Raw genomic sequence first — 19,985 nt, forward strand, 5'->3', positions numbered from 1 at the left:
CCCTAAATGTTTATACCATCTAGGGTACATAGTTTAAAGTAATATTTTAAAATAAAGTAGTGTTGTAAATTTTGGATAGTAAATAAAATTAAGAATTTAGGATAAGTAGTAGACAAGTATACATTTACATGATATAATGTATATATAATTTAAAATAAATGCTGAGAGAATATAGAGTCAAGCATGAAAACGTTGGTGGATTACACCTTGTTTTTAGCTTGACTTTTTTTATGCGCTATTAATAAGGAGGATGTAATATGTATGATGTAGCAATAATTGGATCAGGGGTTATTGGAAATTCTATTTTTAGGGAACTAACTAAGTACAATTTAAAAGTAGTTGTTTTAGAAAAAGAAAAAGATGTATCGATGGGAACAAGTAAAGCAAATTCAGCAATAGTTCATGCTGGATATGATCCTAAGGAAGGTACTTTAATGGCAAAATATAATGTAGCAGGAAATGAGATGTTTGAAGATCTTTGCAAAGAGTTAAGTGTACCTTTTAAGAGAAACGGATCTCTGATAATAGCTTTTAACGATGAAGATATGAAAACAGTACAAGCTCTTTATGAAAATGGGACAAAAATAGGCGTAAAAGATTTACAAATTTTAAGTAAAGAACAGGTTCTAGAAAAGGAACCAAACCTTAATCAAGAAATTTTTGGAGCTTTATATGCACCAACTGGTGGTATAGTAGGTCCGTTTGAATATACAATTGCACTAGCAGAAAATGCAGTAGCTAATGGAGGCGAAATTAAGCTAGAAAAAGAAGTTGTTGCAATAGAAAAAAATGACACATTCAAAATTACAACTAAAGATGGAGAAATAATAGAATCAAAATTTGTAATAAATGCAGCTGGACTTTATGCAGATAAAATTCATAATTTAGTTTGTAAAGAAAGCTTTAAGATAGTACCAAGAAGCGGGGAATACTTTGTAATGGATAAAACTCAAGGAAATGTAGTCAGCCATACAATATTCCAATGTCCATCAAAACTTGGAAAAGGAGTTTTAGTTACTCCAACTGTTCATGGAAATTTATTAGTTGGACCTGATGCCAGAGATATAGAAGATAAAGACGATGTTGGAACACTAGCAGAAGGATTAAATGAAGTAAGAGACGCTTCAATGCGTACAACTAATAAAGTTAATTTTAGAGAAATAATAAGGAGCTTTGCAGGTCTTCGTGCTAATCCAGATACAGGTGATTTTATAGTAGAAGAAAATGATGAAGTCAAAGGTTTCATAGATGTTGCCGGAATGAAATCACCTGGTCTTTCTTCAGCACCAGCTATAGCTCTTGATGTTGTAGAAATATTGAAAGAATCAGGATGTAAGTTAGATAAAAAATCAGACTTTAAGGCAAAAAGAGAACAAATTCATTTTATGGAATTATCAGCTAAAGAAAAAGCTGAATTAATAAAGAAAAATCCGCAATATGGAAGAATGGTTTGTAGATGTGAAAGCATAACAGAAGGTGAGATTGTAGATGCAATAAAGAGAAGTATAGGGATACCATCCTTAGATAGTATTAAAAGAAGATGTAGACCAGGAATGGGAAGATGTCAAGGTGGATTCTGCGGACCAAGAGTTCAGGAAATAATAGCAAGAGAATGTAATGTTCCACTTGAAGATGTAGTTCAAGAAAAATCAGGTTCATATATATTATTAGGTAAGACAAAATAGAAGGATGAGGTGTTATTATGAGTTATGAATTAATAGTAGTAGGTGGAGGACCAGCTGGTCTTGCAGCAGCATATGAAGCATATAATAGTGGAATTAAAAAAATATTAATTTTAGAAAGAGATAAAGAATTAGGTGGTATATTAAATCAATGCATTCATAATGGTTTTGGGCTTCATACTTTTAAGGAAGAACTTACAGGGCCAGAATATGCAGGAAGATTTATTGAAATGATTCAAGATACTAATGTTGAAGTTAAACTAGACACTATGGTATTAGAAATCGGAAAAGATAAAACTGTTTATGCAATAAATACAGAAGAAGGCTATATGGAACTTAAGGCCAAAGCTATAATTCTTGCAATGGGTTGCAGAGAAAGAACTAGAGGTGCTATAAATATTCCTGGTGATAGACCAGCGGGTGTATTTAATGCAGGTGCAGCGCAAAGATATATAAATGTAGAAGGATATATGCCTGGTAAAGAAGTCCTTATTTTAGGATCAGGAGATATTGGACTTATAATGGCTAGAAGAATGACTCTTGAAGGAGCTAAAGTTAAAGCTGTAGTCGAATTGTGTCCATATTCAAATGGATTAAATAGAAATATAGTGCAATGTTTAAATGATTATGATATTCCTCTATATTTATCACACACAGTTGTAGATATTGTAGGAGATAAGAGACTTGAAAAAGTAGTAATAGCAGAAGTAGATGAAAATAAGAGACCTATTAAAGGAACTGAAAAAGAATTTGATGTAGATACACTACTACTATCAGTTGGATTAATTCCAGAAAATGAAATATCATTTAATGCCGGACTTGAACCTGATAGAAGAACTAATGGTTTAATTGTTAATGAGAGTATGGAAACTTCAGTAGAAGGAATATTTGCATGTGGTAATGTAGTTCATGTCCATGACTTAGTTGATTTTGTAACTCAAGAGTCAAAACATGCAGGTTTTTCTGCTGCTAAATATATTAAGGGTGAACTTAAGAAAGACAAATATGTAAACATAATAAATGGTGCAAATATAAATTATACAGTCCCACAAAAAGTTAATGCAGAAGCTGTTGATGATAAATTAACTGTATTTATGAGAGTAAATAACATATATCATAATAAGGCATTAGTTGTAAGATGCAATGATGAAGTTATAGCTAAATTTAAAAGAGCTCACTTAGCACCATCAGAAATGGAAAAGGTAGTTTTAAGTAAGGTGCTATTAGAGAAAGTTAAAGGTGATATAACAATATCATTAGAGGATGGTGAATAAAATGGAAAAAGAATTAATTTGTATATGTTGCCCTAAGGGATGTCATTTAAAAGTAGATGCTGAAAATAAAAGTGTACAAGGTAATGGCTGTAATAGAGGTATTGAGTATGGAATAAATGAAGTTACAAATCCTGTAAGAGTAATAACTTCAACTGTTAAAGTGGAAAATGGAGAATTACCTGTAGTACCTGTTAAAACAAATAATCCAATTCCTAAAGGACTTAATTTCAAATGCATGGAAGAAATAAATAAAATAACAATAAAGGCTCCTGTTAAAATAGGAGATGTTGTAATAAAAGATGTTCTTGGAACTGGCGTTGATATAGTTGCGACAAGAAATATACATGAAAAATAGAAGCTAATGAAAATTTGGTTAAAAGCATCATCAATATTTAATATTGATGATGCTTTTATTATGGATTATATTTTAAAGATTACATATTCCAATAATAATTAGATTTAAAATTCTAGTAGGCCAAGTGCTAAATTAAGATTAATATGTAGAAACTAAATTGAAACATATATATGTAATCAAATTTATGATATTATTTTAGTTAGAAAAAGCTAGGAGTATAAATATATTGGTAAAGAAAAACTAATGATATATATAACAAATAAAAGGGAGGATATTTCTCAAAATGAAAGGGATAGGAGTTTTCGATATTTTAGGTCCTATTATGATAGGCCCATCAAGTTCACATACAGCAGGTGCAGCGAGGCTTGGAAAAATAGCAAGAAGTATAGCAGGTGGAGATGTATCAGAGGTGACATTTTTGTTACATGGTTCATTTGCTAAGACATATAAAGGGCATGGAACAGATCGAGCTTTAGTTGCTGGTATTTTAGGAATGGAACCAAGTGATGAAAAACTTAGATATTCTATGGAGATAGCAAAAGAAAAAGGTATTAAATTTTTATTTAAGGAGGCAGAATTAGGTGATGTTCATCCTAACACAGTAAAATTTATTATGAAAACAATTGGTGGTCAATATTGCGAAGTTATGGGATCATCAATTGGCGGAGGGAATATTCAGGTAGTAGAAGTTAATAATAATAGGGTTGATTTTACTGGAATGTATGAAACTTTAATAATAGCTCATAAAGATGCGCCAGGTGTAATTAATAGTGTTACAAGTATATTATATAGTGAAAATATAAATGTAGCTTTTATGAGAGTTTTTAGGCAGCAAAAAGGGCATGAAGCTATAATGATTTTTGAGATGGATAATAAAGTGAACAATATTTTAATAGAGAAAATTAAGAAAATAGAATTAGTACATAATGTAATTTCAATAAGCCCAGCAAAGGAAGGTGAATAATATGTTTGCAAAAACAGGTATGGAATTGTTAGAAATATGTGAAAAACATAATATTTCATTAAGTGAATATGCAATAAGATATGAAGTAGAAGAAAAAGGATTGTCAAGAGACGAAGTAATAGAGAAAATGAGGAAAAATTTGAGCGTCATGATCTCAGCAGCTAATGAGGGAATGGAGAAAGAAGTTTATTCTGTTAGTGGCTTAATTGGTGGAGATGCTTTTAAGATACATAATTATGCTAAGAAAGGAAAAGCTTTGACAGGTGATGTAACCAATATGGCTATGGCTATGGCACTTTCTTCATCGGAGGTTAATGCGTCTATGGGTAAGATAGTTGCATGTCCGACAGCTGGTTCTTGTGGAATATTACCAGCAGTAATTTTAAGTGCTGGAGAAAAACTTGGATTAGATGAAGAAGGACTTATAAATGGATTATTTGCGGCAGCTGCTGTAGGAATGATTATTGGTTTAAATGCAACATTGGCAGGAGCAGAAGGTGGATGTCAGGCAGAATGTGGGTCAGCTTCCGCAATGGGAGCAGCTGCTGTTGTTGAGATGATGGGAGGAACTCCTGAGATGAGTTTAGATGCAGCAGCAATAGTAATTAAAAATGTACTTGGCCTTGTTTGTGATCCAGTTGCGGGACTTGTTGAAATACCATGTGCCAAGAGAAATGCACAAGGAGCAATAACTGCTTTATGTATGGCAGATATGGTAATGGCAGGTGTAGCTTCAAAAATACCATTTGACGATACAGTAAGTGCTATGTACAAGGTTGGAAAAAGCTTGCCAGAATCACTTAGAGAAACAGCTTTAGGTGGAATAGCTGTAACTAAAACAGGATTGAAGCTTAAAGAACAGGTTTTTGGAAAAGAATAATGCACATATTAAGGTATTCTACAGAACTTAAGGTAAATCGATAAACAATGGAAATAGAATATATGTATTCTATTTCCTTATTTTACTACAACTTCAGGTATTTCATATATACCTGGGTTATTTAAGACATAGATACCGAACCTAAAGTAAAATACATATTTTTAATTATAGTCTACACTAGAAAGGAAGGTCATGTTTTGTAGAAGCGTTGCATTAAGTTTTTAGCTGTAGATATTTCTTTAGTAGAAGTTGTTTCATTTATTGCCTGTCACGAGCTTGCCTCGGGAGCATGGAGAAATGGTGCAACTTCTTCTAGTGGAAATTCACAGCTAAATACTTCAGTAACTTGGAACAAATGAATGATCTTCTTTTTGGTATTTACATATATAACTTTAAGGTTACTTTAGGTATCTAGTGATTAACAATACCTTATGAAGGTGTCTTTTGGATTTTTATATTTCTTTGTATAAATTTACTTCCCCATTGCCTAAACGAAGTTCACCTAGTAAAGGAACTATTCTTGTAAAATGCTCACTGTTATTATGCAAATTAATTGCTTCTTCATCTTTCCATTCTTCTATAAAGGTGAATATAGAACTATCATTAATATCTTGAAACAAGCCATATGATATACAGCCTTCTTCTTTTCTACTTTTATCAACTAACTCTTTCGCAAGTCTTAGATATTTTTCTGTTTGTTCATTTTTAATAACACTTTTGGCCACTATTTTTATCATATTAATCCTTCTTTCTATAATATTTATTAAAATTAGTATATCACTTAATTAAGAAATATTTTAACTTTATTAGTAATAGATGATATAGAAGAATTTAGTGCATATAAAAATTTACTATACATGTTGCAATAATAAATTTTCATTTAAAGCTCTAGTAATATGAGGGCTTGATTAAGGCCAGAATGTAGAAATTTAATTACAATAATATATGTAAATTTCTTGATTTATTGTTCCAGTATATGAATTTGTATATAATTAACTATAAAATTACTAAACTAACTATAATATAATATCTTGAAATAAGCTATCTATATAAAAATGTTTAAAAAGATTTATAAATAATTTTGATTGCAGTTTATTGACCTAAAAGACTTTTGAAGTTAAGAAAAACTATTTTATTAATAGAGGAGAGGAATTTAATGAACTTAGGAGTAAGAGATCAGATTACTATTCTTATAGTTGATGATGAAAAAAGTATAGTGGACTTTATTAAAATGGGGTTAGAAGGTGAAGGGTATTTAGTATATGAGGCATATGATGGGAATCAAGCAATCGATATAGCAAGTAAAATAAACCCTAATATAGTGATATTGGATATTATGTTGCCGGGAATGGATGGATATGAGGTATGTTCAATTATTAAGAAGTCTATAAAAACATCAGTTATTATGCTAACAGCATTGGACGAAGTTGATGATAAGGTGAAAGGGTTGGATATTGGAGCGGATGATTATATGGCAAAACCTTTTAGCTTCAAGGAGCTTTTAGCACGCATTAATGCTAGGATAAGAAATAGTTTTCCGGAGCTAAGCGATATTACTAATATAGGAAATTTTAAAGTGGATGATAAAGCTCATGAAATAACTTATTGTGAAAAAGTATTAGATCTACCTCCAACGCAATACAACTTGTTGAGTTTTTTACTTATGAATAATGGAATAGCATTGAGCAAATCGCTTATACTTGAAAAAGTATGGGGATATGATTTTAATGGAGAAGATAATATTGTTGAAGTATACGTAAGGTACTTAAGAGATAAAATTGGAGACAAAGATCATAATATCATTAAAACTGTCCGCGGTGTTGGATATAAGCTGGTGGCACAATGAAAAAATTAAGAAATAAATTAAAAATAAAGAGTTTGAAATGGCAGTTGTTATTTAGGTTTCTTGTGATATTAATTTTATTACTGGGAATCATGGGACTTTTTCAGTATATAAGTATGAAAAATTATTTATACAAAACAAAGGTGCAAGTACTTCATGAGAGGTTTCATAATCTAGACTTTAAGAAAATGTCAAAAGAAAACATGGAGGATATAACCGAAAGTGATACTAAAGAAATTTTAAGGAATTTATGGGATAAAAATATGAGTGTAGCTCTAATAAATAAAAATGGAGAGCTGTTAGGTCAAAGAAGCAATATAGATACACCTAGAGATGATGATGACGGTGACGATGATTCAAAGGAGCCAGATGAACGAAAGAGGAAAGAGATACCAGTACCAGTACTTTCTAGAGAGAAATATATAAAGATTTGCAATGAACAAGGGAATTTAGAACATACATATGAAGTAGTAAGAGATGAAAACAATAATTATCAAATGGTTGCATGGATAAAAGTTGGGGATTTAGATTCACCATCAGGGTTAATACAGTTGAGTACGCCAATAGACGATATTACAAGTATCTTAGATAGGCAAGAGTATGTGCATATTAGTCTTTCAATTATGATTCTCATAGTGGGAACAATACTTGGAATTACTATTTTTAATCGAACATTGAAGCCGTTATATAAGATAACTGATACTGTTGAAGGAATAAGTGTAACTGATCTGCATACAAGACTAACGGAAGAAAGTGGTCAATTAGAAATTAATAGATTATCAAAATCCTTTAATATTATGCTTGAAAGAATAGAGACATCATTTGAAAAAGAACAGCTTATCAAAGAAAAAATGAGACGATTCGTGTCTGATGCATCACACGAATTACGTACACCATTAACCTCAATTCATGGTTTTGTTGAAGTATTATTAAGAGGGGCAGCAAAAAATCAGGAAAAATTAGATTTGGCTTTAAACAGCATATTGATAGAAAGTGAAAGGCTTGCAAAACTGGTAAATGATCTTTTAATATTAACTAGGCTAGATCAGCAGCCAATTGTTGAAATAAAAAAGGAGAATTTGAATGATGTTATAAATGAAATAATTCCTCAACTGCAGATACTTTCTAAGGATAAAACTTTAAATATAGAGTTGAAGGATTATGTAGATGTATATATAAATAAAAATCAAATTAAGCAGGTCATATTCAATATAACTCAAAATGCTGTAACTCATACTGATAAAGAAAAAGGTGTTATAACAATTTCTACAGGTATAGAAGATTACAAAAATAAAACCTTCGCGGTTTTGAAGATATCTGATAATGGAACTGGAATACCTAAAGAGCATTTAGATAAAATATACGATAGATTTTTTAGAAGTGATTATCACAGAGCTAGGGAACAAGGGGGATATGGATTGGGTCTTTCTATAGTAAAATCAATAATTGATAGTAATCGTGGAAAAATAAGAGTAGAAAGTGAGCTTGGAGTTGGGACAACATTCTCAATATATTTAAAATTAGAAAATAAGGCAGATGGACTTGATGTTCCTTGATTGTATCAAATAAGAAAAGAGGTTACGAAATAGATTTATAATATTATTTTGTAACCTCTTTTTTAGTATATTTCTTTATTCTATTGACTAAAATATCAACGCATCTTTAGTTTAAGGCATCGCTAAGAAAATCTGGGTGAGTAGTCTTAAATAGTTCTCAGCAAATTCTAAGCTCTAACTAAGGATACATTAAGGCTTTTTTGTTATAATTCCAACAATGAGGAAATTTATATATTTTAGGTGGGTGGGGATTATTATAAGTACAGTAAGTATTTTTATATTAATGGTTGTGATAATAACAGTTATTTTATTTTTTGTATTTGTAACTGGTAAAATTGAAAAACATGAAGTATCTAAGAGTAGTTATGCTCTTGGAACTTTGATCAACTTAAGAGCAAATGGAAATAAGGCTAAAAGGGCAATAGATAAAGCTCTAGAAAGGTTAAATGAAATTGATGATAGAATGTCAGCTTTCAAAGAAAGTAGTGATATATCAAAAATAAATTTTAATTCAGGAAATAATGGAGAGAAAGTAAATAATGATACTTATTTTGTAGTTAAAAAAGCCATAGAATACAGTAGAATTTTAGAAGGTACTTTTGATCCAACAATAAGACCATTAGTAAAGTTATGGAGTATAGGTACAAAAGAAGAACGAATTCCGGAAAAATCTAAAATAGAAAAGGTATTAAAACTTATAGATTATAACGATGTTATTTTTGATGACAAAAATAATTCAATAATGTTAAAACATGATAAACAAGCTTTAGATGTCGGAGGTATTGCAAAAGGATTTGCAGCTGATGAAATAAGAGATATTTTTTATCAGTATAATATTAAAAGTGCATTAATTGATTTAGGTGGAAACATTTCTGCTCTTGGAAGTAAGGAAGACGGTTCAGCTTGGAAAGTTGGAATTCAAAACCCATTTAAGCCTAGGGGAGAATTTATAGGAATATTAAGCATAAAAAATAAATCAATAGTAACCTCAGGTAATTATGAAAGATATTTCATAAAGGATGGAAAGAAATTTCATCATATAATTGACCCTAAAACAGGATACCCATCTGAAAGTAAAATTATAAGTGCAACTATTATATCAGATAATTCAATTGACGGAGATGGCTTGTCAACTGGTGTTTATATAATTGGTATTGATAAGGCTATGAAGATTATAGAGACTATAGAGGGCATTGACGCTATATTTATTAAAGAAGACAAGAAAATATATAAAACATCAGGTATTGATGAAAGTATTTTTACATTAACAGATAGTGAATTTTTTTAGATATTGTGTCTGGAGCTAAATATAGAAGTAAGGGCATAATTGAGGCAATAAGAAAGCTTTAAATCAAGCAAAATGATAAGAAGAGATAATACTGATTGAAACAAACCTCGTTAAGTTGGAATATAACTTATTAGCAGGGATAAATTCAATTTGTACTATCTTTTTTTAGTTAGATTTTTCGTACAATTTAACCTTTTCCTTAATTCTAAAATGTTTTAATTGCCATTTCTCAGCGAATTCTCAGCTTAGATTAAGGGTGCGTTAAGGTTCTATTGCTATAATTCACTTAATTAAAGAAATTGCAATAGCAGATAATGAAGTGAAAATAATATTTCTGTTGGAAATTAATTGGAAAATATGATTAATGATAATTAAAATAAAAATTTATTATTGCTAAATATAGAGAGTTAGAAAAGGGGAAAGAAATATGGCAAGTAAAATAAAAAAATCGCAGATTATAAGGCATATTATACAATTGATTGCATTTATTCTGTTACCGGGCCTTTATTCAATGACATTCAGTGAAGTAAAAACTGCATATCAAATGATTATCAATGGTAATGTTAACTTTTTGGAAGCATTACCAAGCTTAATAGAATTTATAGCTATTATGCTTTTGACTATAGTATTAGGAAGATGGTTCTGCGGTTGGATATGTGCATTTGGTGCATATAATGACTTAATATATTTTATATCAAAAAAAATATTCAAAATAAAGTTTAGAGTAGATGAAAAAGTTGATTCTATACTTAAGTATTTCAAATATTTAGTATTACTTTTTATAATAGCTATTTCATGGACTATGGGAAGCAGTATACTGGAAAGCACAAGCCCTTGGGATGTATTTGGTCAAATAACTGATGTATCTACTATTTTTTCGAATTTACTTGTTGGATTGATATTTTTAATATTAATCACAATAGGAGCAGCGTTTATTGAGAGGTTTTTCTGCAGATATCTATGCCCTTTAGGTGCAATATTCTCTATTATTTCTAAGATTGGAATAGTTAAGATTAATAAGCCAAAAGCTGATTGTGGTAAATGTAGAGCTTGCACAATGGGGTTACCGCTCTATAAGGTAGATTGTGTCAAAGGTGGAGATTGTATAAATTGCTTAAAATGTACTGAAGTATGTTACAGAAATAATGCTAATGTAAATGTACTTGGAAGAGATTTAGATGCTAAGTTAACAGGATCAGTAGCTATGGCTACATTTTTAGGTATATATGGACTTACTAACTTCGCCGGTAATGCAGTAACTAAATCTGGAATCGCAGCTAAGAGTAATGCAGTTTCAAGCAATATAAATTCACAAACTGAAGCTGCACCAGAAAGTTCAAAATTAAATCATGAAACTACAAGTTCAAATACAGTTCAAAATAATGCAAGTGAATATAGGGACGGAACATATACAGGAAGTGGAACAGGCTATAGAGGAGGAACGACTAAGGTTTCTGTGACTGTGTCGGATGGGAAAATATCAAGTATACAAGCTATATCTAATCAAGATACTCCAAAGTTTTATCAAAGAGCAGAGGGAACTATGATTAAGAGTATAATTTCAAAACAATCAACATCAGTAGATACTGTATCTGGGGCAACTTATAGTTCGAAGGGCATCATGAGTGCGGTAACAAATGCTTTGAATGAAGCAAAATAATAAAATATACTTGACGTTTGAAACTTAATGGTATAACCTTTAAATTGTGAAAGAAAATTTTATAATTGAATAACTAGGGGAGCTAATATTTTGGCTGAGATTGGAAAGATTGATTTCCTAGACTCTTATAACCTGATTTGGATAATACCAGCGTAGGGAAGTATATTAATATTATTTGTGTAAGTATTGATATGATTTGTGCATAATTTATTGATGTATCCCTTGTGGATACATTTTTTTTGTGCAAAATAATTAACTTCTTTTAAGGTTAATCAATTTAAATGTCATTGTTAAGGTGATTTAGTAAATTTATTTCACATTAAAAAAGTAAATTTATTGATTTTATTATTAAAGGAGTGATTTTTAATGAAAGAGAAGAGTAAAGCACAGAAGATGGCGCTAAGTGGCATATTAATTGGTATTTCTGTTATTTTTGGAACATTTTCAATACCCATTGGAGCTGCTAAAATATCTCCAATACAACATTTTGTAAATGTAGTTGGAGCAATAACACTTGGACCGGTATATGCGCTTATGAATGCATTTGTGACATCACTAATAAGAAATTTTATGGGAACAGGAAGTTTATTGGCTTTTCCAGGAAGCATGGTAGGAGCATTACTTGCAGGAATTCTTTATAAAAGATTTAGGAAGCCAGGCATTGCAGTAATTGGAGAAATAATTGGAACTGGAATATTAGGAGCATTATTAGCTTATCCTATAGCTACAATGGTGTTAGGAAAACAAGTAGCAATTTTTGTATATGTTGTTCCGTTTATATCAAGTTGTAGTGTTGGAGCGATTATAGCGTACTTTTTTATAAAAGTTCCTGTCATTAAAAAAATACTAGTAGATAATGAGTTTCAAGTAAAGAGAGAGGAAACTAATAACATAGATAAGATTTAAATGAAATATTACAGGTGAAAGGATGAGTTTATGTTTAGAGCATTAACTATTGCAGGATCAGATACTTGTGGAGGAGCAGGAATTCAAGCAGATTTAAAAGCTTTCTCAGCAAATGGAGTATATGGAATGAGTGTTATCACAGCGGTAACGGCTCAAAATACTATGGGGGTTTTTGGAATTCAAGATATAAATCCTGAAATGATTGAATCTCAGATAGATGTTATTTTTGAAGATATAAGAGTAGATGCTATAAAAATAGGAATGGTTTCTAAAATTGAATCTATAAAAGCTATATCAAAATCTTTGAGAAAAGTTGATAAACTACCAGTGATAGTTCTAGATCCAGTTATGATTTCTAAAAGTGGATTTAATCTGTTATCGAAGGATTCAAAAGATACTTTAGTTAAGGAATTATTTCCATTAGCAACATTAATAACTCCTAATTTGCCAGAGGCAGAAGAAATTTTAGGGATGAAAATAGAAAACTTAGATGAAATGAAGGAAGCAGCTTTGAGACTTAAAGAACTTGGTCCGAAGGCAGTTTTAGTTAAAGGAGGGCATTTAGAAGGGGAAGCAACAGACTTGTTATATGATGGAAAGAACTTTCTTATTCTAAAACAAGAAAGAATAAATACTACCCATACTCATGGAACAGGATGTACTTTATCTTCAACTATAGCAGCAAATTTAGCTAAAAATATGACAATAGAGGAAGCAGTTAGAAGTGGTAAAGAGTATATAACATGTGCAATCGAACATGGTTTTGAGCTTGGTAAAGGTGTAGGCCCTACTAATCATTTTTACGAGCTATATAAGAAAGCAGGAATGATTGAATAATTTTTGGAATTTTATTTACAGGTATTTATCAGGCAGTATTAATTAATACTATATAACTCAAGTTAAATTTTATAACTAATAAATTAAATAATAATGGTATGAGGAGAGGGAAAGAAATGAATTATAAAACACAAATGGAAGCAGCTAAAAAAGGTATAGTTACAAAGGAAATGAAAATAGTAGCGGAAAAAGAAAGAATTTCAGAAGAAAAATTAATGAAACTTGTTGCAGAAGGTAAAGTAGCTATACCGGCGAATATCAACCATAAATCACTTAGCCCTGAGGGGATTGGTGATGGATTAAGAACAAAGATAAATGTTAACTTAGGGATATCAGGAGACTCGGTTGATTATTGCAGAGAGATGGAAAAGGTAAAAATGGCAATTGACTTTGGTGCTGAAGCAATAATGGATTTAAGTAATTATGGAAAGACTCAAGAGTTTAGAGGAAAGCTTATAGAATATTCTCCAGCTATGATAGGAACGGTTCCAATGTATGATGCAATTGGATATCTTGAAAAAGATCTTTTAGATATAAAAGCTAAGGATTTCTTAGATGTAGTTTTAGCGCATGCAAAGGCTGGGGTTGACTTCGTAACTATTCATGCAGGTATAAACAAAAGAACAGTTGCATTATTTAAAGAAGATAAAAGAAGATTGAACATTGTATCTCGTGGAGGATCTTTATTATTTGCTTGGATGGAAATGACAGGAAACGAAAATCCATTTTATGAATATTATGATGAATTATTAGAGATTCTTAGAGAATATGATGTAACGATAAGTCTTGGAGATGCTATGAGACCTGGCTGCATTGATGATTCAACAGATGCTGGACAGATTACAGAACTTATAGAGTTAGGATTACTAACAAAGAGAGCTTGGGAAAAAGATGTGCAAGTTATGATAGAAGGACCTGGACATATGGCAATGAATGAGATTGCAGCTAATATGGAAATTGAAAAAAGATTATGCCATGGTGCACCATTCTATGTACTTGGACCTCTTGTTACAGATATTGCGCCGGGATACGATCATATTACTTCTGCTATTGGTGGGGCTATTGCAGCAACACATGGAGCTAACTTTCTGTGTTATGTAACACCAGCTGAGCATTTGAGACTTCCAGATTTGTCGGATGTTAGAGAAGGAATTATTGCATCTAAAATTGCAGCGCATGCAGCAGATATTGCTAATGGACTTCCAGGTGCTAGGGATAGAGATAATGCAATGGCAGATGCTCGTCAAAAGCTTGATTGGGAAGAAATGTTCAAGATTGCTATTGATGGGAAGAAAGCTAGAGAATATTTTGAAAGTGTACCACCAGAAGATATGCACAGCTGCTCTATGTGTGGAAAGATGTGTGCAGTAAGAACAACTAACAGAATTTTAAATGGCGATAAAGTGGAGCTTTTCGATAAGAAGTAAGATTTATGTAAATTATAATTGTAAGAGGTAAGCAACCGTAAAGAAATAATACCATGTTGTTTCGGTACTAAAAATATGAATATATAAAAATTTGTTATAAAATATATAAGAATTCTTGAATATTATACTGGAAAAGAAATTAATAAAGCTTTTACTTTTGAAAGGAGGTATTTTAGTGAGAATTATTAAAAGAATGAATTCTTACTAAAAGATATTTATGAGTAATGAAATATCAATAAAAATAGGAAATTTATTAAATGAGGTTAGAAATAAGAAACCACTTGTACATAATATAACAAATTATGTTACAGTTAATGATTGTGCGAATATTTTACTTGCAATAGGTGCATCACCAATTATGGCTGATGACATTAGAGAAGCAGCGGATATTACTAAAATTTCATCTGCTCTTGTAATAAATATTGGGACATTAAATGAAAGAACTATTGAGTCTATGATTGCATCTGGTAAGAAAGCAAATGAATTAAATATTCCGGTTGTGTTTGATCCAGTTGGAGCAGGGGCATCAGAATTTAGGAATTCAACAACAAAGAGATTATTAGAAGAAGTGAAAATAAGTGTTTTACGCGGAAATATGTCTGAGATTAAATTTATAAGTGGATTAGGATCTACAACTAAAGGTGTTGATGCTTCAGAAAATGATGCAAGAACAGGAAATGATGAGGGAGTAGATGTGGCTAAAAGTTTGGCTAAGAAGCTTAACTGTACTGTAGCTATTACAGGTGCAACGGATATTATATCTGATGGAGAAAGAGTAGTTATACTTGAAAATGGCACTAAGATGTTATCTAATGTCACAGGAACAGGCTGCATGACAACTGCATTAATTGGAGCGTTTTGTGGGGCAGGTTCGGATTATTTTATAGGAGCAGTTTCAGGTATTATTTCCATGGGAATATCGGGTGAAATTGCTTTGGATAAAGCAGGGAAGATTGGAACAGGAAGTTTTCATATTGCAATTATAGATGCCATAAGCAATTTGACTTCTGATATTATTGAAAAGATGAATAAGATAAAGGAAATATAATAAACAATATTTGCGTGTATATCATTAAAATGAGATACACGCATTAATGTATCCACTTACTTAAAATATAACTTAAGGAGAGAAGTTTCATGAAATCTAAAATAGATTATAGTATCTACCTTGTAACAGATAGAGATTTAATGAGCACAGAAACGTTAGAAGAAGCTGTAGAAAAATCTATAATTGGAGGATGTACATTAATTCAATTGAGAGAAAAAGATTGTTCATCACTCGACTTTTATAATACAGCCGTGAAAGTTAAAGAAATTACAGATAAGTACAATATTCCATTAATAATAAATGATAGAGTAGATATTGCACTAGCAGTAGATGCGGCTGGAGTACATGTTGGACAAAGTGATATTCCTGCAGCGATTGTAAGAAAAATTATAGGAAATGATAAGATACTTGGAGTTTCAACGGGATCTGTGGAGCAGGCACTTGAAGCAGAGAAAAATGGAGCTGATTATTTAGGGGTTGGTGCTATGTATTCAACTGGCACTAAAAAAGATGCAAATTCAACTAGTATGAATGAATTAAGAAAAATCAGAGAAAATGTATCTATACCTATAGTTGTAATAGGTGGAATAAATAAAGATAGAGTTAAGGATTTTACAGGAATAGGAATTGATGGACTTGCAATAGTTTCTGCTATTATAGCAAAGGAAGATATTATTACAGCTGCTCAGGAATTAAAAACTGAATTTCTTAAAATTTAATTATTAGAGATAGAACACTTTAGAGGCACTTATCACTGGAATTTCTGGTATAGTGCTTTTATTTTATTCGTATTTATACTGAGTATAAAATATATTTTGCAGAATATTGTCATATAGTATGTTTTGACAAATTATAGTAAAAAAATTAAACTTAAGATAGCATAAAGATTATAGTAGAATAGCAAGTTTGATGGAGTTTAATGGCGATTAAAGTAATACTGCAGGTAATCTCCATAGAAAGCTTGAAAGTAAGGATGTGCTTTGCTACGAAAGTTGAAAAATATATCAATGGAAAGTTAGGACTATCAATTTTAATAACGTCAGTAGTATTTATATTGGGATTAGCATATATAAAAAATCACAAAAACATAAGATCTAATGATATTGTCAGAAAAGAAAAAGAAGAATACGTGGAAAGAGAACGCGTACCGAAGAGTATAACTACAGTGGAGACAAATGATGATAGAATTCTGACACAAATAGGTAAAAAAAAGTTAATAGTAAATAGCTATTATAATATTGATGCTGCTTCAAATAGTAAAGAGGGTGATCTTAGAGGCGTTGTAAAAGAAAAGTGGAGGCATATTAAGCCTAAGAAGGAATATACGATAGGCGTTTTGCTACCTCATTTTGAAGATCAATATTGGGTCTCAGCGAATTATGGAATAATAAATTATGCAAGGGAATTAGGAGTGAAGGTAAAGTTATATGCAGTTGGGGGATATATAGAGTTTGGAAATCAAAAAGAAGAGCTGATGGACTTAGCAGAGGATGATAAAATTGATGGAATAGTGTTTGCTACATTAGATAATAAAAAATTTAATTCAGATATAGAGAGCATTGTTCATAATAATAAGCCTATTGTTGCACTAGTAAATGATATTAATACTCCTAATATTAGCGCAAAAGCAATAGTTTCCTATTATGATATGGGATATAAAGCAGGAGAGTATGTTGTTGAAGATTCAGCAGGTAAAGATATAAAAATTGCATTTTTTCCTGGGCCAAAAGAATCAGGATGGGCATCAGATACATTAAATGGTTTTAAAGATGCAGTTTCAAGGTTAAAGAAAAATGATCAAAAGATAGATATTAGCAATCCTTTTTATGGAGACACTAGACCTGATGTGCAGCGATTACATATAACAAGTGTTTTAGAAAATAGTGATGATTATGATTATTTAATTGGTTGTGCTCCAGCAGTAATCGAAGCCGAAAAATTTATTGCTAAACACAAAGAGAAATTTAAAAATATAAGAATTGTATCAACATACATAACAAGTGATGTTTTTAATTTAATAGAAAAGGGAGCTGTATTAGCTTCTCCATCAGATCAAACTATCCAACAATGTAGAATAGCACTAGATATGATTGTAAGAATTTTAAATGGAGAAAAGGCAGGAATAGATTTTCCATTCCAAAGTGGTCCGTGTGTGCCTATAATTTCAAAGGATAATATTTCACAATTTAAGTATGAAGATCTATTTGGAAGTAAAGAGTATATTCCAGTATTAAATCATATGGGTAAATAAGGGTTAAGTTATGAGCATAAAAAAGAAATTTAGGAATATGAAGATTAAGCACAGATTTACAATTTCAACATTAACAGTAGTTATAATTACCATGTTAATATTTGAAATAATAAGAATAATAATGCTAGTTGTAGGAATAAATAGGGATTCATTGCAGAAAGTAGAAACAATAACTAGGTTAGCAGCACTTAGCTATCAAGATCCAATTTGGAATTTGAATATTGTAGGAATTAAAGAAATTAGTGATGCATTATTTGAGGATGAGGAAATTGGTTATATTCAAGTTAAAGCTAAAGGTAATGGAGAAATATACAATAAGTATAAAAAGGATGATATATATTCTGAGCAAAATTTGATTATAAAGAAAGTTAATGTTTTAAAAGATGAAATACCAATAGGTGAGATCACTATAGGTATTACAAGGTATTATAAATCAAGAGTTATTGAAAATTACATAATTGCAACAATCATAAGGACTTTGGTAATGGTTTTTCTTCTTTGGTTAGCGATTAGTATTGTTTCTCGTATTGTTACTAAGTCGATATATGAGTTGGGTATAGGAACTGATGAGATATCAAATGGAAACTTGACTCACAGATTGTTCATTAATTCAAGAGATGAAATAGGGGAATTGGCTATTAAATTTAATAATATGGCTCAAAGTTTATATAATATGATTCAGCAGAGGAATGAAGCAATAAATGAACTCAAATCTTCAGAAGAGAAATTTAATAAAGCATTTAATTATAGCGCAGATGTAATTGCCATTGTAAGGCTTAGTGATAAATTATACATTGAGATAAATCAAGCATTTTTATGTACTTTTGGATATAAACGTGAAGAGATAATTGGTCATTACTCCGATGAGTTTAACTTGTGGGAAAATGAAGAACATCGCTTGAAGGTGATTCAAATATTAGATAGTGGAGGCATGTTGCGTAATGAAGAGATAACTTGGAACACTAAATATGGAGAAGTTAGAGTTGGATTATTTTCAACGGAAATAATTGAAATTGACTGTATAGAATGCATAATATTTGTTTGGAATGATATTACAGAACGTAAAAAAATTAGCGAAGAGTTGAAACGCGTTAATGATGAATTAGAAGATAAAGTTAATGAAAGAACAAAACAACTTATGCAGACTCTTGCTGAGTTAGAAGAACAACATAATAAGCTCAAATCAGCTCAGTCAAAATTGATTCAATCAGAAAAGATGGCTAGTCTTGGTACTTTAGTAGCAGGGGTAGCACATGAAATTAATAATCCTATTAATTATATATATTTAAGTTCAAAAGTTCTGAATATGGATTTATGCAATTTTAAAGAAGAACTTATCGAATTATTGGATGATGCGGATGATGATGTTTTAAATTTTTTCGAACAATATTTTAACAAATTTTCTAAATCAATAATTAATATTCTAGATGGATCTAATCAAGTAACAACCATAGTTAACGATTTGAGATTATTCTCTAGGCTTGATGAGGCAATTAAAAAAGAGATAGATGTTTCAGAAGCTTTGGAAACAACAATAAGGTTGGTTAAAACCCAATATACTAAACAAATTAAATTTATAAAGAACTTTCAAACTCATAGGAAGATAGTGTGCTATCCTTCACAATTAAATCAGGTATTTTTAAATATAATTGTAAATGCGTGTCATGCTATAGTTGAAAAACAAAATGACTTAGTATGTGAGAATAATGGATTAATAGTAATAAGAGTTTTTGACAATAACAAAGAAATTATAATCGAATTTTGTGATAATGGGTGTGGTATGACTAAAGATGCAATATCAAGAATATTTGAACCATTTTTTACAACTAAACCAATGGGACAAGGAACAGGGTTAGGTATGTCTATATCATATGGTATTATTGAAAAACACAATGGAAGTATTGATGTGGAATCTAAGGTGGGGGAAGGATCAACTATAACTATTCATATTCCTTACTAAAGATATTAATAATAAAATCAATAAGGCACCATAATCTAAAATTATATTTTGATT

The 19,985-nt window shown here is 30.7% G+C and carries 17 protein-coding genes and 1 riboswitch; of the genes, 16 read left to right on the forward strand and 1 reads right to left on the reverse strand.

The window, feature by feature from the left end; genetic code table 11:
- The first annotated feature begins 257 nt into the window (after positions 1–257).
- The 5 genes from T483_RS0105320 to sdaAA all read left to right on the forward strand — a co-directional run bounded on the left by T483_RS0105320 (position 258) and on the right by sdaAA (position 5,155).
- Entirely contained in the window at positions 258–1,685 is a 1,428-nt protein-coding gene (locus tag T483_RS0105320; RefSeq protein WP_012060664.1) for an NAD(P)/FAD-dependent oxidoreductase, read from the forward strand.
- Positions 1,686–1,702: 17 nt separating this feature from the next.
- Positions 1,703–2,956, forward strand: coding sequence for an NAD(P)/FAD-dependent oxidoreductase (locus T483_RS0105325; protein ID WP_012060663.1), 1,254 nt, complete (start codon positions 1,703–1,705; stop codon positions 2,954–2,956).
- Between the two features lies 1 nt (position 2,957).
- Positions 2,958–3,311, forward strand: coding sequence for a DUF1667 domain-containing protein (locus tag T483_RS0105330; RefSeq protein WP_026885910.1), 354 nt, complete (start codon positions 2,958–2,960; stop codon positions 3,309–3,311).
- Between the two features lie 283 nt (positions 3,312–3,594).
- Positions 3,595–4,275 carry an L-serine ammonia-lyase, iron-sulfur-dependent subunit beta gene (gene sdaAB / locus T483_RS0105335; protein WP_026885911.1) on the forward strand — a complete coding sequence of 227 codons (681 nt, stop codon included), beginning with the start codon at positions 3,595–3,597 and terminating at the stop codon, positions 4,273–4,275.
- Between the two features lies 1 nt (position 4,276).
- Positions 4,277–5,155: an L-serine ammonia-lyase, iron-sulfur-dependent, subunit alpha gene (gene sdaAA / locus T483_RS0105340; protein WP_026885912.1), complete on the forward strand. Its 879-nt coding sequence runs from the start codon at positions 4,277–4,279 to the stop codon at positions 5,153–5,155.
- Positions 5,156–5,607: 452 nt separating this feature from the next.
- Here the strand turns inward: sdaAA and T483_RS0105345 are convergent, their stop codons facing one another.
- Positions 5,608–5,892: a putative quinol monooxygenase gene (locus tag T483_RS0105345; protein ID WP_026885913.1), complete on the reverse strand. Its 285-nt coding sequence runs from the start codon at positions 5,890–5,892 to the stop codon at positions 5,608–5,610.
- A 419-nt stretch (positions 5,893–6,311) separates the two neighbouring features.
- On the opposite strand from T483_RS0105345, the gene T483_RS0105350 reads away from it, so the two are divergent.
- The 11 genes from T483_RS0105350 (at position 6,312) to T483_RS0105400 (ending at position 19,931) form a co-directional block, all read left to right on the forward strand.
- Complete coding sequence (locus tag T483_RS0105350; RefSeq protein ID WP_026885914.1) at positions 6,312–7,001, forward strand: response regulator transcription factor; 690 nt, start codon at positions 6,312–6,314, stop codon at positions 6,999–7,001.
- Entirely contained in the window at positions 6,998–8,554 is a 1,557-nt protein-coding gene (locus T483_RS0105355; RefSeq protein WP_026885915.1) for a sensor histidine kinase, read from the forward strand. Before T483_RS0105350 ends, T483_RS0105355 begins: the two co-directional genes overlap by 4 nt.
- Before the next feature lie 283 nt (positions 8,555–8,837).
- Positions 8,838–9,842 (forward strand): FAD:protein FMN transferase, encoded by a 1,005-nt coding sequence (locus T483_RS0105360; RefSeq protein ID WP_080696921.1) that lies wholly within the window; start codon positions 8,838–8,840, stop codon positions 9,840–9,842.
- 427 nt (positions 9,843–10,269) lie between these two features.
- On the forward strand, positions 10,270–11,502 hold the full coding sequence (locus tag T483_RS0105365; RefSeq protein WP_026885917.1) for a 4Fe-4S binding protein: 1,233 nt from the start codon (positions 10,270–10,272) through the stop codon (positions 11,500–11,502).
- 65 nt (positions 11,503–11,567) lie between these two features.
- Positions 11,568–11,678: riboswitch (TPP riboswitch) on the forward strand.
- Between the two features lie 190 nt (positions 11,679–11,868).
- Complete coding sequence (thiW, locus tag T483_RS0105370; protein WP_026885918.1) at positions 11,869–12,408, forward strand: energy coupling factor transporter S component ThiW; 540 nt, start codon at positions 11,869–11,871, stop codon at positions 12,406–12,408.
- Between the two features lie 30 nt (positions 12,409–12,438).
- Entirely contained in the window at positions 12,439–13,245 is an 807-nt protein-coding gene (gene thiD, locus T483_RS0105375) for a bifunctional hydroxymethylpyrimidine kinase/phosphomethylpyrimidine kinase (protein ID WP_026885919.1), read from the forward strand.
- Between the two features lie 116 nt (positions 13,246–13,361).
- A complete protein-coding gene (gene thiC / locus T483_RS0105380) occupies positions 13,362–14,672 on the forward strand; it encodes a phosphomethylpyrimidine synthase ThiC (RefSeq protein WP_026885920.1) in 1,311 nt (436 codons plus the stop codon).
- Between the two features lie 217 nt (positions 14,673–14,889).
- Positions 14,890–15,720, forward strand: a complete 831-nt coding sequence (thiM, locus tag T483_RS0105385) for a hydroxyethylthiazole kinase (protein WP_026885921.1) — start codon at positions 14,890–14,892, stop codon at positions 15,718–15,720.
- Positions 15,721–15,809: 89 nt separating this feature from the next.
- Complete coding sequence (gene thiE, locus T483_RS0105390; protein WP_026885922.1) at positions 15,810–16,439, forward strand: thiamine phosphate synthase; 630 nt, start codon at positions 15,810–15,812, stop codon at positions 16,437–16,439.
- Between the two features lie 200 nt (positions 16,440–16,639).
- Positions 16,640–17,971, forward strand: coding sequence for a TMAO reductase system periplasmic protein TorT (gene torT / locus T483_RS0105395; protein WP_026885923.1), 1,332 nt, complete (start codon positions 16,640–16,642; stop codon positions 17,969–17,971).
- Positions 17,972–17,981: 10 nt separating this feature from the next.
- Positions 17,982–19,931, forward strand: a complete 1,950-nt coding sequence (locus T483_RS0105400; protein ID WP_026885924.1) for an ATP-binding protein — start codon at positions 17,982–17,984, stop codon at positions 19,929–19,931.
- The last annotated feature ends 54 nt before the right edge of the window (positions 19,932–19,985 follow it).

Origin of the sequence: Clostridium beijerinckii HUN142 (assembly GCF_000621745.1) — a bacterium.
Taxonomy (GTDB): domain Bacteria; phylum Bacillota; class Clostridia; order Clostridiales; family Clostridiaceae; genus Clostridium; species Clostridium beijerinckii_A.

What these genes read in the sequence shown, in the direction of transcription:
- T483_RS0105320 (WP_012060664.1), top strand. Translation starts at nt 258, where the DNA reads ATGTATGATGTAGCAATAATTGGATCAGGGGTTATTGGAAATTCTATT.
- T483_RS0105325 (WP_012060663.1), top strand. Translation starts at nt 1,703, where the DNA reads ATGAGTTATGAATTAATAGTAGTAGGTGGAGGACCAGCTGGTCTTGCA.
- T483_RS0105330 (WP_026885910.1), top strand. Translation starts at nt 2,958, where the DNA reads ATGGAAAAAGAATTAATTTGTATATGTTGCCCTAAGGGATGTCATTTA.
- sdaAB (WP_026885911.1), top strand. Translation starts at nt 3,595, where the DNA reads ATGAAAGGGATAGGAGTTTTCGATATTTTAGGTCCTATTATGATAGGC.
- sdaAA (WP_026885912.1), top strand. Translation starts at nt 4,277, where the DNA reads ATGTTTGCAAAAACAGGTATGGAATTGTTAGAAATATGTGAAAAACAT.
- T483_RS0105345 (WP_026885913.1), bottom strand. Translation starts at nt 5,892, where the DNA reads ATGATAAAAATAGTGGCCAAAAGTGTTATTAAAAATGAACAAACAGAA.
- T483_RS0105350 (WP_026885914.1), top strand. Translation starts at nt 6,312, where the DNA reads ATGAACTTAGGAGTAAGAGATCAGATTACTATTCTTATAGTTGATGAT.
- T483_RS0105355 (WP_026885915.1), top strand. Translation starts at nt 6,998, where the DNA reads ATGAAAAAATTAAGAAATAAATTAAAAATAAAGAGTTTGAAATGGCAG.
- T483_RS0105360 (WP_080696921.1), top strand. Translation starts at nt 8,838, where the DNA reads ATGGTTGTGATAATAACAGTTATTTTATTTTTTGTATTTGTAACTGGT.
- T483_RS0105365 (WP_026885917.1), top strand. Translation starts at nt 10,270, where the DNA reads ATGGCAAGTAAAATAAAAAAATCGCAGATTATAAGGCATATTATACAA.
- thiW (WP_026885918.1), top strand. Translation starts at nt 11,869, where the DNA reads ATGAAAGAGAAGAGTAAAGCACAGAAGATGGCGCTAAGTGGCATATTA.
- thiD (WP_026885919.1), top strand. Translation starts at nt 12,439, where the DNA reads ATGTTTAGAGCATTAACTATTGCAGGATCAGATACTTGTGGAGGAGCA.
- thiC (WP_026885920.1), top strand. Translation starts at nt 13,362, where the DNA reads ATGAATTATAAAACACAAATGGAAGCAGCTAAAAAAGGTATAGTTACA.
- thiM (WP_026885921.1), top strand. Translation starts at nt 14,890, where the DNA reads ATGAGTAATGAAATATCAATAAAAATAGGAAATTTATTAAATGAGGTT.
- thiE (WP_026885922.1), top strand. Translation starts at nt 15,810, where the DNA reads ATGAAATCTAAAATAGATTATAGTATCTACCTTGTAACAGATAGAGAT.
- torT (WP_026885923.1), top strand. Translation starts at nt 16,640, where the DNA reads ATGGCGATTAAAGTAATACTGCAGGTAATCTCCATAGAAAGCTTGAAA.
- T483_RS0105400 (WP_026885924.1), top strand. Translation starts at nt 17,982, where the DNA reads ATGAGCATAAAAAAGAAATTTAGGAATATGAAGATTAAGCACAGATTT.